We start from the raw sequence: 17,027 nt of genomic DNA on the forward strand, positions 1-17,027 counted from the left end.
ACGCCCCTGAATGTTTAAGAGAGTGTAACAAGGGACGCGACATCAATCCTGACAGAGGGGGCCAGCATGGAGTACTGGGTTTTGAAAAGCTGTTCTACGGCACCATCGACAGCGCCAGTGTCTACCCCCGGGAGGTGATAAAGACCGTTCTGAATGCCAACGCCGCTGCGGTGATCATCGCTCACAATCACCCCAGTGGTAACCCTGAGCCCAGTCGCGCTGATATTGCGCTGACCACACGATTGCAGGAGGCGCTGACCACAATTGATGTCCGGCTGCTCGATCACCTGGTGATTGGCGGGACTGAGGTAGTGAGCTTTGCAGAGCGGGGTCTGATATAACCCATCTTATAAAACCAACCCAATCAAACAGTTGAAAAGCTGTTTGATTGGGTGCATAAACTGTTTTTTATTTACATACAAGCCATATCGACCGTGTCCGCCAAGTCATCAGAATCAACTTGTAACATACTGCTTCGCCCCCCAGATCAGGGATGCAATGTCAAACAGTAGCTTCTGCCGCTCCTCTAGCTCTTCGATGCCAAACTTATCCATCGCCTTAAATTCCAGCTCAGATATTTTTGCAAAACAGCTAAAATCCAACTTTTTGTGGTAAGAGTCACTGCGCAACGTCTCATTCCAATACAGCGTGTTTGCATACGACTTTAGCTTGTTGGCATACAGCTCATTGCCACTTGAAATATTGTCCTTACCCTTCATCAGCAAGACGCCACCCAGGCGATTTCGCTCAACCTCGAAGCGCTCTTCATCGCCACCAAAAGCATCCAGGCTTTCGGCATTACGAGACAATATGTGCTCAATATGAAAACCCGTCTTGGCACCCCGGAGTGTGACAAGATTCTGAAGGGGGTGTTTCATTGCCAACTTCATCCCATCAGCTAAGAATCGCTCTACCCGACCAAAGAAAAAGCGAGCAAAACGCGTATTCAAACGATCAATAGTCATACCGCGAAACAGGCTATAGTTGAAAGCAGAGGAAACAGCAGTCGCTCGCTTTCGCGATATCTCCTGCAGAAGGTGTTTCTCAAACACTAGCGGAATTCGCGCTACTGGTTGATTGCGAATTTCCGCGCTAACCTCATACAGCTTAACTGCAAATTCATTGCTGTCGTAAGCCCCCTGTAGCTGTTGCAACGAGAACATCCTGTCCAGCTGCTCTGATACCACACGAATCTTTTCGGTTTCCTCTGGATCATTGACAGCACAAGCAGACAAAACAAGAAGATATTGACTGTCCAGCTCATTGAGACTATTGAAGAAAACCGCAGGATAGAGTTCATTTTCTTTTTGACTGGCGCGCTGCAGCCGAACATATAGCATCGTGTAGTATGAAAAGTCGTCCTTTAGAAACGCTTTGACCTTTGCGGAATCATGCTCAAGCAGCAGCTGCTGATTGATTTCGGCTTTAAACATTTCCCTGTGATAATCACCATCAAAGCGCTGCCCAGACTTTCTATTATCTGCAAACTTGCTCTTCAGCCAGTAACGGAAGAAGCTGTCAATTTCATCTTCCCGGAAAGCGTTTATTGCTCGAACTTTCTCGTCCCACAGCTCGTTATAGCCACCGGAATCAAGCTCAAGTTTGTCGATCTGCCCGAGAAGCTTGCCCTTCAGGATTTCGTAAGGTTTCAATCTTACGCCACGGTCGTTTATGACCTCGAACACCATAGGCACATGAGTAGAGTCAACGGATAGATTGATGAGCACAAGGCGGTAAAGAAAATAGTGAACGAAAGTCTCGAACTTATGCTTGCTGTCCAATCTGGCTGATAGCTCTGCTGCTATCACCGAGAAGTTCCTCAGCATATTGGCAGCAGTCAAACCCGACGACTTATCGATATCCTCGGGAGCTGCACCATCCATAAGGTTCTTGAGGACATGGATATGGCGAACATGATTCATCCAGAACTCGTATTCCACCCCCGAATATCCAGCGATTTTGCGCTCCAACCAACCAGATGTCTTCGACTCTAAATTCTTGGCCATCCGAAACAGCTGTACCAGAAACAGTGTCAGGGTAGTCAGGCGCTGCTGCCCGTCCACCACAAACACCTTACCTTGCACCGTGTTGGTGACATAGGTGTTGAGGTAGTACCAGGGATACCGCGCATTGATACTCTCCGCGTTCGGCTCCAACGCTGCATGTTTGGCATAGGCATCCTCGAACTGGTAGAAAATATCGTCGATTAGCCTCCGGACGGGCTCTTCCGTCCACTTGTAGTCGCGCTGATAGAAATCGATGTAATAGACCGTAGATGCAAAGGTGCGGTCTAGGTTCTGCTTGTCCGGTTGAATATCCATATCACGTGCTACCCAAAAAATTGATCTTCATTGAAAGGTTCGCTACTTCACCAAATCCATCAAAGCCCCATACCCATCCACTACCTGGTACTTCACCTGATCCGAGGTGATATTGGCGAAGAACTTCCGGGCGCAGGCGATTTTGGATTTTTCGATGTCGCGCAGCTCAAGCGAAGACATCGAGCCTTTCGTTTCGGCGATGAAGTAAACGTGCTTCACTTTGCCTTCCTGAAACGCTATCGCCCAGTCAGGGTTGTAGTTGCCAACAGGGGTCGGGATGAAGAAGCTCTTGGGCAGCTTGGCGTAGACCGCTACCTCGGTGCTGGCATCCAGCTCCTCAACGAATTTGCGCTCGACGTTGGAGTCTGTGAACACGTAATCGTAAACATGCTGCTTGGCTTCAAACGCCTTGCTGAAATCGTCGCGCGGTTTCTCGGCGGTGAAGATATCGGAGCTGTGGGTGTCGTCGACCGGATCGTAAGCGATGTGTTCAACGATGACCGTGGCCTTCTGCTCGTTGATCAGCGTGCCCGCCTTGGCGATGAAGTCTTCCGGGTTGGTCTTGTACTGACTGAACACGGCCACATTCATGCGCTTGAGGATGGCGGCAATGGTGCTGCGCGTCAGTTGGGTAAGCTCTGCCAGGTTGCCAATCAGATCGTATTTAACGGCAGAATGAACCGAATGCGTGTATTTCTCGGTTGAGCTTTCAGTTACCTTGAAGGCTGTACCGCTTTTCATATCATCGAAGCTGGCGTTGTCCAGCTGAGTGCCACGTTCGATGATGTACTGCATCGGTTTGACTTTCAGCTCTGCATCCAACGCAGCCACGCACTTGCCCAGCAGCTCATCGGTTTCAAAGTGAACGGTGTAAGCCGCCTTGCGGTTGATCTTGTTCCACAGCGCCTGGAACTCTTTCTTCTCAAAATTCGAGTTCAGCGGGTTGAGCTTGGCATTGCGGTCGTTACCAATCTCCGGCATCTGCGCCGCGCTGAATACGCTATCGATCAGTTGGAATACTTGCTCGGCATAGGGCTGCAGATCGGCTGGCAGCTCGGCCAGCTGCTCTTCGCGTTTAGCCTCATGGTAATCCTGGGTGATCTGATCGTTATCGTCGGTGTAGTCGTTCTTCAGCAGGTATTTGTAGATCTGCTTGGCCAGCTGCGGCGTGACTTCAATATCACCACCAGAGGTCTGCAAAACCTTGCCAGTGAAGTATTTCTCGTCAGCCACTCGTGGTCGTGCCGAGAGCGATTCACTGATGTCTTTCTGCAGGGCGCTGACAAATTCCTTGTAGCTCTCGCTGGCCACCACGGTCAGCTCATTAATCTCGTGTACCGTGGCCGGGTTGTCCATACGCTCGCCAAGCTGGTTCACAGACAAGCGCATGCCACGGCCTACTTCCTGGCGGCGGGAAACGGTGTTATCGCTGTTTTTCAGAGCGCAGATGACGAAGACATTGGGGTTGTCCCAGCCTTCGCGCAGGGCTGAGTGAGAGAAGATAAAGCGCACCGGCTCAGCGAAGGACAGCAAACGTTCCTTGTCTTTGAGAATCAGGTCATAGGCATCAGCATCATCGGTCTCGGTTGCCCTTTTGCTCACTTTGGGATCCACCAGGCGCTTGCTCTTCTTATCGATGGAGAAGTAGCCGTTGTGCGTCTGGTGCGCCTGAATACCCTTCAGGTAGCGGTTATAGGGCGTGTCCTCCAGCGTCATTACCTCGTTGAGGTAGGCGTTGTATTCTTCTTCGAAGATTTTCGCGTACTCGCCCTGCACCTCTCCGGCCTCGTCGTACTGGCGATACTTGGCTACCTCATCAATGAAGAACAGCGACAGCACCTTGATGCCGCGGCTGAACAGCATCATTTCTTTCTGAAAGTGCGCTTTGACGGCCTCGCGGATCTGAATCCGCCGCATGGCGGCCTCATCCACATGGCCCACGGCATCGCCAGCAACCAGCTCTACGCCGTTGGTGAAGCTCAAGGTATCAATACGCGCGTCGATGTCGGCAACCACATAACCCTTGTACTGATCCAGGCCACCAGACAGATCGTACAGGTTGTCGTTGCGGCCAAGCTTGCGCGGCACACGTTTGATGCCGTTGTTCTGCTTCACCTCTAACTCAACCCGCGCCATGGGCGGCTTGTTGGTTGAGACCTCAATGTCCTGCAGAAACAGGTAGGCGTTGGTGCCGGTCAGGTTCTTGATCGTGATCCCACGCACGTTGATCTTCTTCACCAGCTTCTGGTTGTACGCATCCAGCGCATCAAGGCGGTGAATCTTGTTGTACTCGGTTTTGTGGGTCGCCGAGTAGCGCACGATCATCAACGGGTTGAACTCGCTGAAGGACGCCAGCGTCTTGGCCCCTTCCATCTTCTGCGGCTCATCGAGAAACAGGATCGGCCGGTTAGCTTTGATCACGTCGATTGGCCGGCGCGACTGGAAGTCATCCAGCTCTTCATAAATTCGGCGATTGTCCTTGCCCGTGGCATTGAACGCCTGGGTATTGATCACCATCACGTTGATGCCCGCATCCGAGGAAAAGCTTTCCAGATTATGCAGCTGTTTGGAGTTGTAGACGAAGAAGCGCGCCTTCTTGCCGTAGCTCTCCAGGAAGTGCTCGGCAGTAATCTGCAGGGACTTGTACACGCCCTCACGGATGGCGATGCTCGGCACCACGACGATGAACTTGCTCCAGCCATAGCGTTTGTTCAGCTCGAACATGCTCTTGATGTAGCAATAGGTCTTACCGGTGCCTGTTTCCATCTCGATATCGAGGTTGATCGGGCAGCCGGTTTTGTTGTCCTTTGCCAATGCAGGAGAAATTGGCAGATTCTGTCGACGCTGCACAGCCTGAATATTCTCCAGCAGCTGGGCAGGGCTAAGTGCCAGTTCGGCATTCTTGAAGCCAGCCTCAGTTGGCTCAACAGCACCCGGCATGCCATAGAGATCGGCCTGCTGCGGCGTGACGGGCTGTACCGGGTTTGCGCCGGGGTCAATGCGATAGCTGACACCCGAGGCTTTTGGCTGGCCAGCAAAACAGTCGGCAACAGCCTCGACGGCATGGGTTTGGTACGGCTGCTGTTTAAATTTCAGTTTCATACGTCAGTACTCGCATCGTCCGCAGGCAGTTTGGGAGCCTGCTTGGCGATTTTCTTTTCTTCCGTTTTCACCCGCCGCTCCAGCTTGCGAATGTCTTCTTCTGCCGGCAGCTCTTCGGGCTTGATACCGCGCTGATCCAGCATGCCGCGCACGCTCTGGTTGTTCTGCACATGTTCTTTAGTGATCGCCGTTTCACCCTGCAGGTCAGCCTGCTGCACGTTGTGATTGGTCATCTCGGTGGCCAGGTTCTTCGCAGCAATAGTCAGCGTCGGTAGAAAATCCGCCAGCGGGCGAGACTTGACGATGCCATAGCGGTCTTTCATAGCCTGGGTGCTCTTGCCACCGAACAGGGCGGCATCGCCCCGTGAGCGAATGCGGGCAAAGCCCTCGTCATCTACGCCGCGCTCATAGATGTTCTGCGACAACTCTTTTTCCGACTCGCGCAGACGATCACGCGCCTCAAACCGGGCCTGCAGGCGCATCCGGTCTTCAACAAGTTCCTGCTTGCGGGTCTGCAGTGCAAAGTAGCTCTGGGCGAAGGCGATGGGCTGCTTACGCGGGTCGCCGTTTTGCGCGATCAGGTAGCAGGCATAACGGGTGAGCATGAAATCATCGATTTCACGCTTGGCTCCACTGCCCAGGGTGACCATTTTCGTGACGCCACGAAAATGGTCTGGCACGTCTTGCCCTGTTGCCTCACATGAGGTCATGGCTCGCTGGATAGCCGTGAGGAAATTTTCCCAGCGGGCATACCCCAAAGGCTCCAGCAGATCACGAGCGAACCAGAACTCGATATTCTCATCTGGTACACGCTGCACCAGCGCATCCAGGCGCTGCTGCAATTGGGTCAGTGCTTGATTATCCATGGCGACGGCTCCCTGTCGGTCAAAGGGTCTTGATTTCAGTAACCGGCGACAGCAGCTTGAACACCTGCTCGACGTTGATCTTCACGCTGTCGCTGGCAAAACCGGCGTCACGGAACACAACGCGCAGCGGCTTGTACCCGGCGAGCGCCTTGACGAAGTCCTCGTCGATACCCGTATCGAAGCAGGCAGCCAGTGCGTTGCCGTCAACGAAGAACACGGTCTTGCCAGCGATGCTTTGTTGGCTGATCGGCAGAGCCAGGTCTACGCCCCAATCCAACAGCACCTGGAACAGCAGATCCTCCGCTGAACGATCTTCCCGAATATTATCAACTTGGTCGGAAAGCAGATCCTGACTCACCACATCCGGGGTGTAGTACACCTCCTTCATATTGGAGGTGTCGATCTTCATGACACGGAATCCCACATCCATAGACGCAGAACCGATGCTAACTACTACCTTCTTCCCTGCCTCTCGTAATCGCTTTTTCGTAATTTCGGCAATAGTGCTGTATTCAGCCCGCCCCGTTGCCTCTGGAATCTGAATTAGCACGAACCGACGCTGTGAGCCATGCGCAAGGTTCACCTTCATAACGGCGTGCCCGGTACTTCCGGAGCCGGCAAAAAAGTCCAAGATGATGTCGTCTGGCTTGGTGACGAGTTCGATCAACTCGCTTAAAACGTCAGTATTCTTCGGAAACGGGAACCATCCTTTACCGATAAGTTCCTCGACCTCAAGGGTCGCTGACCGGCCATCCCTGTAGAAAACAGACGAGTAAGGTTCGCTATCAATTTCGAACAGATAGCTCTTACGAGTTGGGATCGTGGTTTCGTCAGGACCGAAGTGAATGCGCGGAGGGGTCTGCGCCAACGCCCACTTGGTCTTAGCTTCATCCCAGCGCCATCCGGTCGATGGTTTCTTGCACGACTTGCCGGTGACAGGATGAATGATGTCATGACGCGGTCTTGATTCCCTTCCATCGTCCGGCCCTGCAAAGTCCGCAGCGAAGTAGAGACCACGCTCATCGGACCAGTTGTAGTGCTTGTGGGCTTTGCGTGGGTCGTCGCTAGACAGCTTCTTGTACCACGCTTGCATCTCAGCTCGAATGGCTTCGTGGTTGCTCTCAAGACTAGCTCGCAACTCGGAATATTTTTCAAGGACCTGATCAGCGCCCTCTTTCGGCCGACGCCAAGGGCCGTTCACAAGCACGGCGTCCTTGTTGCGCACATAGCACAAGATGTATTCGTGTACCTTAGCGATAAGTTTCGAGTCGCCCTTTTTTGACCGTTGCCAGACTATTTGACCTACGAAGTTCTCCTCTCCGAATACTTCATCGCAAACCTTTCGAAGGTTATCCGCTTCGTTATCGTCAATAGAAATAAAGATAGCCCCATCATCTCGCAGCAGATTACGTGCGAGTTTCAGTCTAGGATAGATCATGCTCAACCAGTCCGAATGGAACCGTCCGTTGGCTTCCGTGTTAGCAACCAGACGCCCTTCCTCGGCATGGGTCTGGCTCGACTGCTGCAAGTAATCATCTGCATCTGTACGGTAGTCATCCTTGTAGATGAAGTCCTTACCTGTGTTGTAGGGCGGGTCGATATAGATCATCTTGACCTTCCCGAGATATGCCTCCTGCAGCAGCTTAAGAGCATCGAGGTTATCTCCCTCGATGAAAAGATTCTTAGTGGTATCGAAATTAGTACTTTCTTCGCGGAAAGGTCGCAGCGTCTTGGCAATAGGCTGATTGGCTGTCAGCAGCGCCTCACGCTTACCAGGCCAATTTAGCTGAAAGCGCTCCTGCGGCCCCTCTACCACAAAGGTAGACAATTCCTGACGCAGCAGATCAAAGTCGATAGCCTTTTTCAGCTCGCCCTTGGCATCGCGCGCTTCGGTGATGCAATTGGGGAACAGCTCGGCCAGCTTGGCGATATTGGCTTCGGTCAGGTTTGGGGAGTGCATTTTCAGCTTGTCCATGGGGCTTCCTGTATCTCTTAAGTATTTGGCGCGACTGAGGCTTAAACGCTCAGCTCGGCGATTGCATTCTGGATTTCCCGCAGCTGGGCGTTGAGCACCACCTTGCGGTTGAATTGTTTTTCTTTGTGCAGGCGCACAGTCATCCTGGCGTGCTCCGTGTGCAAGCTACGCAAACGGTTTAGCCGCTGCAGTTGCTCAGGCAGGCCCTCGCCCACCCTTGCCGGGTTGGGCAGCAGGCTGCGCAGCAGCTGTTCGTAAAGGCCCTGCAGATCGAGCGCCACCGGCAGAGGCTGCCGGGCGCTGTCGGCGGGCAACCAGTCGCCCGCAAAGTAGCCATCAATCACCCATTTGCTGGCGTCTGCTTCGCTCGGACGCTTGAACGTCGCCACCATGCGGGTGCGCTGCTTATGGTGCAATTGAAAGATGATCGGCAACGGGATCGCGCGATCTATGGCGCGCAGCACGTCTTCATCCAGCTCGGGAGTTTTTTGCTCGATGTCGAAAATCTGGATTTCTGCCACGCCGCCGCGTGCCGGCAGGTTGATGGTTTCCGGTGCCAGCTTGAAGGCCCAGGTTATCTGCTCGACCTGTGTGACAAACTTGTCGCGCAACGCCGAATTTATCGGGCCGTGCTCGTAAATTTTGCTTTTGGGCACCACGCGAGCAACCCGCGCCTGCACCGGGAAGCTGAACAGCGCAGGCTGAATGTCACCCGCACTCATGCCGCACCCTGAATCACGATAAAGGCAATCAGCTCGAAGTCGTCGAGCCCAGAGATGGTGTCAACCAGAGCCGTGGTGCTACCGCCGCTGAACAGACTGTCGATGTCCTTCTCCTCCTTGACTTCGATCATCGAGCGAATGGCCTGATCAAGCAGGTCGGAGTAGACGCGCATGTTGCGGCCGTCTTCGGTGGCTTGATTGAACCGCTGGTAGGCCTCAGGTATCGGTTGGCTGTGACCCTTGCAGGCGCTACGGGCCAGATCCAACAAGCGCTTGGCTTCTGTTTGGTCGCTGATGATCTGCCCTTCCAGGCTGATGTAGATCAGGTAGTAGGGATGCAGACGATTTTGCTGGTTGAGGCTGGAGCCCTTGTTGCGATTGCGCAGGGTGAAGATCACCCCAGGCAACAGGCCAAGTTCTTGCCGCGCCGGCACGACGGCATGCATGCCATTGGGGACATGCTCCAGGCTGCCGTTGGTTTTGATGTAGTTGAGCAAATCCATGCGGAAGTCGTTGAGGCCAAGATCGGTGATGGAAACACCGGTCTTCATGTCTTCCATTTCGATCACGTCATCTTGCAGGCGGCGCAGCTGCTCCTTGCGGTAGGCCACGTCATTGGCCTGGGCATTGAGCACGTTGTCATCGCCGGTGGCCGTGACGTCGGCAATCATCATGCGATTTTCAACCCGTTCCTTGAGGTTGATGTACTCGTCCAGGCTGATGTCCGGCCAGTAGTTGACCAACTGGATGCTGGCGTTCTGCGAGCCAATCCGATCCACGCGACCAAAACGCTGGATGATGCGCACCGGGTTCCAGTGGATGTCGTAGTTGATCAGATAGTCGCAATCCTGCAGGTTCTGGCCTTCGGAGATGCAGTCGGTGCCGATCAGGATATCGATCTCGCGCGGCTCGTCCGGGTAGATGGCCGACTTCTCTTTGGAGCGTGGCGAGAACAACGTGAGCAGCCCCTGAAAGTCATAGGTCTGCCGGCTGCCCTGCATATTGCCCAAGGTGGACTTGGGGGCGTCACTCCCCGTTACCTTGCCGGAATGTACCTGATGAGTGCGCAGCAAGTGCTCGGCCAGGTTGTCGTAAAGGTAATTGGCGGTATCGGAGAAGGCAGTGAAGATCAGCACCTTGCGGTTGCCGGGGTTGATCGGCGATGTCAGCTTGCTGGTGATCTGGGTTTTAAGGTGTTGCAGTTTGGCGTCATCAGCCGGCGTAACCTTGGCCATTTCGGCCAGCAACTCTTCGATGAAGACCAAATCGCCCTGCAGATCTTGCTCCCAGGACGGCACGTCCATGTCGTCCAGGCTGATCTGAATCTTCTTGCCGATGCTGATGTCACCCGGCTGGGGCAGGTTGTCATCGTCGAAGTCCGCATCCTCAAATGCGGCAGTGACATCAGCAAAGCCGCTGGCTACGCCCGTTTTCTTGAAGGTGGCGATTTTGTCCAACGCACTGCGATGAGTCGCCTGCAGATTTTTGAGGGTCAGACGGAAGGATTCGACTGAGCTTTCCAGGCGCTTGAGCAGGTTGGTGGTCATCAGCGCTTGCAGGCTTCTTTCACGGTCGACCTGCTTGAGCTTGCCTCTGCCGCCCTCCACTTCAGTGTCGTACATCTCCTCGTACTTCTTCATCCGGCTGGGCAGGATATAGCTGACTGGGGCATACACAGCGAGCTTGAGCAGCGAAAGCTGGTTAAAAATTTCATTGAAGCCGATGACATCATCACGATGGGTCAGCGGGCAGTGAAAGGACAGGGGCTTACGGCGCTCAGGAAAGCTGCCGATATCAGCGGTGTCGTAGAAGGTCTCGATATGCCGGCGTGAGCGGGCAATGGTCACGCTATCGAGCAGTTCGAAGAAGTCGAAGTCCAGCGTGTTGAGAATTGCTGCCGCGGTACGTTTTTCTGGCGGTAAATTTGACCAGGCATTGAACGCCGCCTGAGCGCGGCGAAATATGCCGTCGATGTCTTTTTCAGTGCGCAGCTTGTCGTTGAGGTTGTCGCTGTCGCCTTCGTAGGCCAGAGCCAGCTGGTTACGCAAATCGCTGAAGCGGTTGTTGACCGGGGTAGCCGAGAGCATCAACACCTTTGTCTTCACACCCTGACGAATCACCTGATTCATCAGCCGCTGGTAACGCGTTTCCTTGTCTTTGTAGGCGTCGTTGTTACGGAAGTTGTGCGACTCGTCGATCACCACCAGGTCGTAGTTGCCCCAGTTGACTCGATCCAACGGAGTGCCCAACGACTCGCCACGGGTGCGGCCCAGGTCGGTGTGGCAAAGCACGTCGTAGTTGAAGCGATCCTTGGCGAAAATATTGGTCTTGAGGTTGCGGTTGTAGTTCAGCCAGTTGTCGGCGAGCTTCTTCGGGCAGAGCACCAGGACAGATTTGTTGCGCAGCTCGTAATACTTGATTACCGCCAGCGCGGTGAAGGTTTTGCCCAGGCCCACGCTGTCGGCCAGGATGCAGCCGTTGTAGGTCTCCAGTTTGTTGATCAGGCCGGTGGCCGCGTCACGCTGGAAGTTGAACAGCTTCTGCCAGATGAGGCTGTCCTGGTAGCCGGTGCGGTCGTTGGGCAGTACGTCCTCGTTCACGTCTTCCAGGAACTCACGGAAGATGTTGTAGAGCATCAGGAAGTAGATCCGCTCCGGGGCGTTCTCCCGATAGACCGAGGCAATGTGCTCGCAGAGCCTGGTGGTCACATCTTCAAGCTTCTCCGGGTCGCTCCAGATCTGCTCGAACAGATGGAGGAACATGCCGGTATGGGCCGGCTCATCGAAACGGGTCACGATGTTCGAGAGCGCGTTACCTTTCTGGTAGCCAAGGTCGACAGCGGTAAACCCCTGAACGGGCATAAAGACGGCGTCACCCGCCGTCGCGCGCGTACCTATAAAGGGCTGCATCGGAGCCTGGCCACGGTTGGAGCGGAAGGTGGCCTTGCGGCGTATCCAGTCAGCGCATTCTCTGGCGATGGCCTTTTGTGTGAGCTGGTTCTTCAGCTGGATCTCAAATTCACTGCCGGTCAGGCTCCGCTCGCGCTCAGTCTTGGGGATATGGAACTCGCGCTGCTCTTTCTTGATCTTGTCACTGGCCTCGTTGGGGACGAAGGTTGGTGAAGTGAAGATGAACTCCAGGGAGTCGATGCTCTCCAGTTCCTTCTTCAACGCCACGTAGGCGTAGATCGAAAAGCAGGAAGCGGCGATCTTCAGCTTCGAGCCCGGCTTGAGCGTGCCTTTGAGGTTCTCACCAAGCAGGGTGTTGATGTTATCGATCAGTTCCATATGACTGCGTCCCTATATGACCTGACCCCATTATTACGTAGCAAGCTCGTAATATCACGGGTTACTCACCCATGAGTCAGGGTTCGACGAGATACCGAAACCAGCCGTAGGGGCGGCACGGACGTTATTAAATCAGCGCGTCCCGTCCTGATGCAGTACCGGTATAGTCAGGCACGCTGTTCCAGGTACTCGCTGAGCGCACGGCGAGTCAGATCGTTTAACGAAATGCTCTGCTGCGTAGCTGCAACACTGGCCGCAAGGTGCAGATCATGACCCACCCGGACATTGAACGAACCTTTGCAGGGAATCTCAGGTGCCTGCTCCTGCGCTGCACAGGTAGCCAGGTAATCATCGACTGCTTCCCGAAATGCCTCCTCCAGCTCGGCAACCGTCTCCCCTTCATAGCTGACCAGCGCGCGGATGAATTGAAGCTTCCCATACAGGCAATTGTCCTCTGGGCTTGCCTCTATGGAGCCGTAGTAGCCTCGGTGTTTCAGTAGGGTGCTCATCAAATCAATCCTCCCGCCTTCAGGTGCTCTATCACTTGGCGCTTGACGTAAGCTTTCAGTTCATTGCCGGGGTGCGGTCGGTGCAGGTTAATCATCGCGTGCGGATTTCCATTATCAAACTTCACGCGGCTGCCCTGCCCTTCCAGCTGCCGGTATCCCAAACCACTCAGCAATGAAGTCAGCTCCTGCCACGTGAAGCTCGACTGTTTGCTCAACAGCTTGGCCAGTAATTTCTCTTGTCGCGACATGACGCCCCTCAATGCGACTAAGTATAGTCGCAAATCACTCTAATATCTAACAGACTGATCCAAAAGCCGAGTACGGCTTACGTGTAACCAGGTGATCCCAACAAGCCGCTACCCTCTGCTGGTGCCGAATCCCCAGTGCCCTCTCCCGTAAGACTTGGTCACTGCCTTGCACAGGTAGCTGGTACGGTAAAACAATTCAGGCAATCGATCTGGCTTACCGGCCTTCACCTTCCGGTCAACTCGGTACACAGCGTTAGCCGGAATATGGACCAGACCTTTCACCAGCTCCACGCGCATACCCAGTGCACTGGCCCATGCCTCTTGCATGCGACTGATCATGTTGTCAGCAGTCGAGTCCAGCTTCCCCAGCGTGTAGAAGGCATCCAGGTTGAGCAGGATGAGCAAGTGGTAGTGAGGCCGCTCTCTCTGTCCCACCTCGCGCGCCCAGACGTAACGCACTTTGCTGTCATGTGCATACTTGTTGCACTCACGAGCCCTGAGCCGGTTGTGTTTGATTTTCGCTTTGAAGGAATCAAGAAACCTACTGATGACTACGTTGCTGTCAGTATGGACAGGTAGGTCGACACCTGCTGGCAAGCGTAGGTCGGCTCTGAAAGCCAATAGTCGCGGATACTCATCCAGAGCCAGCTCGATGGTGCGTTTCAAGCGTGATAGATACTGCTCGATGAAAGGGCCCTTATCGACCATCACTGATAGGCCTTCAAAGCTGTTGTCGTAATGCAAGCGGAGATTGGGGTTATCGGGATGTCGGATCATGGTTACTACTCCTTGGATAGGTTCATAACCTGTGTCCAATGAGTATTTTTTAACCGTTACCTCGTAGTGGTCTGTCTATCTGGCTATTCAAGCTTGATGAGATAGCTTGGCCTCTAGCCTTATGGGGTCATGTGTTCTTATAGCTTATTGACTCCTTGCTGGTTGTATCCCTGTATTGTGATACTGCTTCATGTAGCTGGTTCCTAACCCTACGGGTGATAACCCTAAAGCATAATACCCGCACCGAAAACGAGTTCCCCCGGAGCACACGAAAAGCAACTCGGATTCTCCAGCCACGCCTGCATATTTACTCTGCGCTTAACTCTGGAAAAAAAACACTGCCGTTAATCCGGCATAAATGCCATGACCAGCCACAACTGATCATGGCATTGATAGCTGGTTCTGGATGGTTAGCCCGTGGAGGCCTGTCGGGATGGAACACACTAAGCGAGATCGCGCTCCTCGATTCTTGCCAGAATCCAATCGTGGATCTCACTTTCTACCCAGCCGACACACTGGCCTCCCAGCGAGACGGGTTTCGGAAACGCGCGCTCCCCGATGTACTTATAGATGGTTGACCGTGCCAGGCCCGTTGAATTCATGACTTCTTTCAGGCGAATGATCCTCATGAGCTGTCTCCTCTGTTGGCTCAGAGGATTGGCGGGAGCGGTAAAAAATCACTGGCCTCGACCATTACGCACCTACTCGCCCGGAACATTCAAACGAATACACCGCGCTTTTCCCAAACCGCCCGCCACCACAACAGGCATACACAACTGTCCACTCGGAAGCCTTGATACTGGCAGCAATTGCACCTTATCAACGCTCAGATCCAAGAATACTGGCTCCTGCAACCAACGCTTCACCAGCCAAGCCAGTTCTATGCAGCTAAATACGAGCCCCTCGTAGATGATCTTCTCAAGGTTCGATGGAGCGTCCTTTGCCTGCAGCGCCTCATCAGGAACTCGAAGAATGCCCCGAACCCTGCGCTCCAGCCCGCATTTTTCGGCATGCTTGTCATAAAAGCTCTGCGCACCATCTACGTCCTCCCAATAAGTGCTGAGGATGTATGACACCTCGCCCATCAGTTCCGATACCAAAACTGCGCGAACCTCACCACGCCGTATGACAGGCATCCATGGCCACTTCTGTCTTGCGATTGGCTCAAGTACTCGCCCCCACACATCGAAGTCGGAATAAAACTCCAGGCGCAACAAATTTCTTCGCATCACATCAAGCGAGGTGGGCATATCAAGGTAGTAAGTCGAAGCGGCTTTGGACTCTGCAAACCACTTACTTGATGTGCCCGGCACATGCCCCAAGAGGACTCCAGAACTAACTAGCTGCTTGGCATTGAGTCTGACCTGCGCAGCTCCTATACCAGTAAGATCGTACAGCTTTTCCCCTCTCAGCCCTCGTACAACACCTAGTTCGTCCGAGTGGCACACGAGAACAGCAGTGAAGAGGCGCAACCGTATACTGCCTCCATCCCCTTTAACTCGCCTGGGAGGACTTTTATAACCAACCCCAGCTGAGTCCATTGCTTCGTCATCGCTAACAGTCTTTCTGAAAAGCTCCACCTCCCCTGTGAGCACACGCTTGGCCAGATCAGCCTGACCTGGCCAATACTCGGAATTTTGCCTGGATCCGAGTTCATCAAGTAGCTCCGAGGCAATGGCGTATCGACGCGCGGGCTTACCTTTTCCCTCCCATCGCGCCGGAAACTCAGCTCTCAAAAGCTCATGTTTGTCGATCAGTGCAGTCAAGTTCTTTGCCACAACCCTGGGCGAAATATGCAGTGCTTTCGCCATTTCCTTAACCGTTAGCTCAGCTGAAGCGTGGCCATAGCAGGCTGCGAATGAGGCGATAAGATACTTCTCATCCGGCCCTAGCTGAGGGAAATTCTTACGCAATAGCGTACACAGCATGGCAACCCTTCCCCCTTAAAATTCTATATTAACACCTGTCTGTTATGATTTTATATAATAATCATCAGGCATAACGCTATTGATGGCGCTATGAGTGACGAGTTTGGCTGGGTTGTAGGTTAGACTTACGGAGCGGCTTGGCAGCATTGATAGAAGGAGCGGTGGGCGATGGCACGAAGACGAACCCCGGGGCTGGAATGGTTGGACGAAAACGACAGGTCTCAACGTATCTGGGCAGCGCATCACTTAATGGCGAAGGGAATCAGAACGAATAGAACCCGACCAGAAGAAAACACCCACCAAGACATGCTTGAGATCGGCTATGAATTCGAACGAGAAATTCAGGCACGAACCGATAAGGGCGCACGCTACAAACTGATATTGCGAGACATGCGAGACGCATGGAGGCAGCGGCGCTACCACAACAGAACGGATGGGCAACAGATCTGCAAGTTCAAAATCCGGACAACGACAAAAGAGCGATTAGCTGAACTCGCTCAGAAAAAAGGAATCAGCGAAGGAGACTTTCTGGATGAAATAATTGAACGATCTTACACTGCAATGCAGCGCAGAACTTCGAAAGATACTGATGCCGCACAGCTGAAGCCTGATATAGAAAAGCGGCCAGCGCTGTTTGAAATTTATAATTTCTTTAACCCTGAAGACCCGGCCACAAGCATCTCTGATTTAAAAATAAAAACAGGGAAAATCCCAGCCATAAACCATTATCGAAGAGTCGACAGCCAAACAACCCTCTTGCTCAAAACAGAAAACACCAAAAACTTTTACAACGATAACAGTGAAACGACAGCACAAGAGGAATCAGGGTCTTTAGAACTGCCTAATGATTCACCCACAACTGATGATCACAATGACCGTGGGGGTCAGCGTAATGAGCAGGAAGATAGCAGTGATCAAACTAGTGCTGAGAGCGGAGCAGTAGTCAAAATTGGTATTAGCGATACGATTATGGGATACATGAGCACCCAAACAAGGGTAAAACCAAACAACCGAAAGTAACCTATTGAGATCGCCTGCCCGCCCAGCGTACCGAGGTAGCATGGAGCGCACTCGGAGAATAGCCCAAACAACAATGTGACACCGCTTCACTCTAAGCCCATGCGAGGCTTGCAAGATAGTCGTCACCTTTTACACCAGGCCTCCGCTAGCCAAAGGTCAAATTGAACCCTCAAAGCCAAGCGGCGAGTAAAGTGGTGGGTACATTAATCAATAAATGCACGCACGAAACACAAGCGTATGATTTTTAACTATATTTTATTGGCGATCAACAT

Annotated in this window: 12 protein-coding genes and 1 pseudogene; 2 read left to right on the plus strand and 11 right to left on the minus strand. The window is 53.3% G+C overall.

The genetic code is table 11. The features are described 5' to 3' along the window. Positions 1–62 precede the first annotated feature (62 nt). Positions 63–341: pseudogene (locus BMZ23_RS15160) on the plus strand (JAB domain-containing protein); the annotation flags it as partial. Between the two features lie 114 nt (positions 342–455). Here the strand turns inward: BMZ23_RS15160 and BMZ23_RS06590 are convergent. The 11 genes from BMZ23_RS06590 to BMZ23_RS06640 all read right to left on the minus strand — a co-directional run bounded on the left by BMZ23_RS06590 (position 456) and on the right by BMZ23_RS06640 (position 15,618). Beyond that, the gene (locus BMZ23_RS06590; protein WP_093474400.1) at positions 456–2,321 is read right to left on the minus strand and encodes a DUF262 domain-containing protein; all 1,866 of its coding nucleotides are present in this window, start codon (positions 2,319–2,321) and stop codon (positions 456–458) included. A gap of 42 nt (positions 2,322–2,363) precedes the next feature. Continuing rightward, positions 2,364–5,423: a type III restriction-modification system endonuclease gene (locus BMZ23_RS06595; protein WP_093474403.1), complete on the minus strand. Its 3,060-nt coding sequence runs from the start codon at positions 5,421–5,423 to the stop codon at positions 2,364–2,366. Next, a complete protein-coding gene (gene dinD / locus BMZ23_RS06600) occupies positions 5,420–6,289 on the minus strand; it encodes a DNA damage-inducible protein D (RefSeq protein ID WP_093474406.1) in 870 nt (289 codons plus the stop codon). The genes BMZ23_RS06595 and dinD overlap by 4 nt, the downstream gene beginning before the upstream one ends. 19 nt (positions 6,290–6,308) lie before the next feature. Further along, the gene (locus BMZ23_RS06605; protein ID WP_093474409.1) at positions 6,309–8,264 is read right to left on the minus strand and encodes a site-specific DNA-methyltransferase; all 1,956 of its coding nucleotides are present in this window, start codon (positions 8,262–8,264) and stop codon (positions 6,309–6,311) included. A 41-nt stretch (positions 8,265–8,305) separates the two neighbouring features. Further along, positions 8,306–8,986, minus strand: a complete 681-nt coding sequence (locus BMZ23_RS06610) for a DUF4391 domain-containing protein (protein ID WP_093474412.1) — start codon at positions 8,984–8,986, stop codon at positions 8,306–8,308. Then, positions 8,983–12,273 (minus strand): helicase-related protein, encoded by a 3,291-nt coding sequence (locus BMZ23_RS06615; RefSeq protein WP_093474415.1) that lies wholly within the window; start codon positions 12,271–12,273, stop codon positions 8,983–8,985. Before BMZ23_RS06615 ends, BMZ23_RS06610 begins: the two co-directional genes overlap by 4 nt. 167 nt (positions 12,274–12,440) lie before the next feature. After that, positions 12,441–12,782, minus strand: coding sequence for a type II toxin-antitoxin system HicB family antitoxin (locus BMZ23_RS06620; protein WP_093474418.1), 342 nt, complete (start codon positions 12,780–12,782; stop codon positions 12,441–12,443). Next, complete coding sequence (locus BMZ23_RS06625) at positions 12,782–13,030, minus strand: type II toxin-antitoxin system HicA family toxin (protein ID WP_093474421.1); 249 nt, start codon at positions 13,028–13,030, stop codon at positions 12,782–12,784. Before BMZ23_RS06625 ends, BMZ23_RS06620 begins: the two co-directional genes overlap by 1 nt. A 108-nt stretch (positions 13,031–13,138) precedes the next feature. Continuing rightward, the gene (locus BMZ23_RS06630; protein WP_093474424.1) at positions 13,139–13,807 is read right to left on the minus strand and encodes an inovirus Gp2 family protein; all 669 of its coding nucleotides are present in this window, start codon (positions 13,805–13,807) and stop codon (positions 13,139–13,141) included. Positions 13,808–14,250: 443 nt separating this feature from the next. Beyond that, complete coding sequence (locus tag BMZ23_RS06635) at positions 14,251–14,436, minus strand: AlpA family transcriptional regulator (protein WP_022960921.1); 186 nt, start codon at positions 14,434–14,436, stop codon at positions 14,251–14,253. Positions 14,437–14,508: 72 nt separating this feature from the next. After that, on the minus strand, positions 14,509–15,618 hold the full coding sequence (locus BMZ23_RS06640) for a hypothetical protein (RefSeq protein ID WP_143069571.1): 1,110 nt from the start codon (positions 15,616–15,618) through the stop codon (positions 14,509–14,511). Between the two features lie 285 nt (positions 15,619–15,903). Between BMZ23_RS06640 and BMZ23_RS06645 the strand changes: the two genes are divergently transcribed. Continuing rightward, entirely contained in the window at positions 15,904–16,755 is an 852-nt protein-coding gene (locus BMZ23_RS06645) for a hypothetical protein (RefSeq protein WP_093474430.1), read from the plus strand. Positions 16,756–17,027 lie beyond the last annotated feature (272 nt).

The sequence above is a fragment of the Halopseudomonas yangmingensis genome, assembly GCF_900114825.1.
GTDB classification, from domain to species: domain Bacteria; phylum Pseudomonadota; class Gammaproteobacteria; order Pseudomonadales; family Pseudomonadaceae; genus Halopseudomonas; species Halopseudomonas yangmingensis.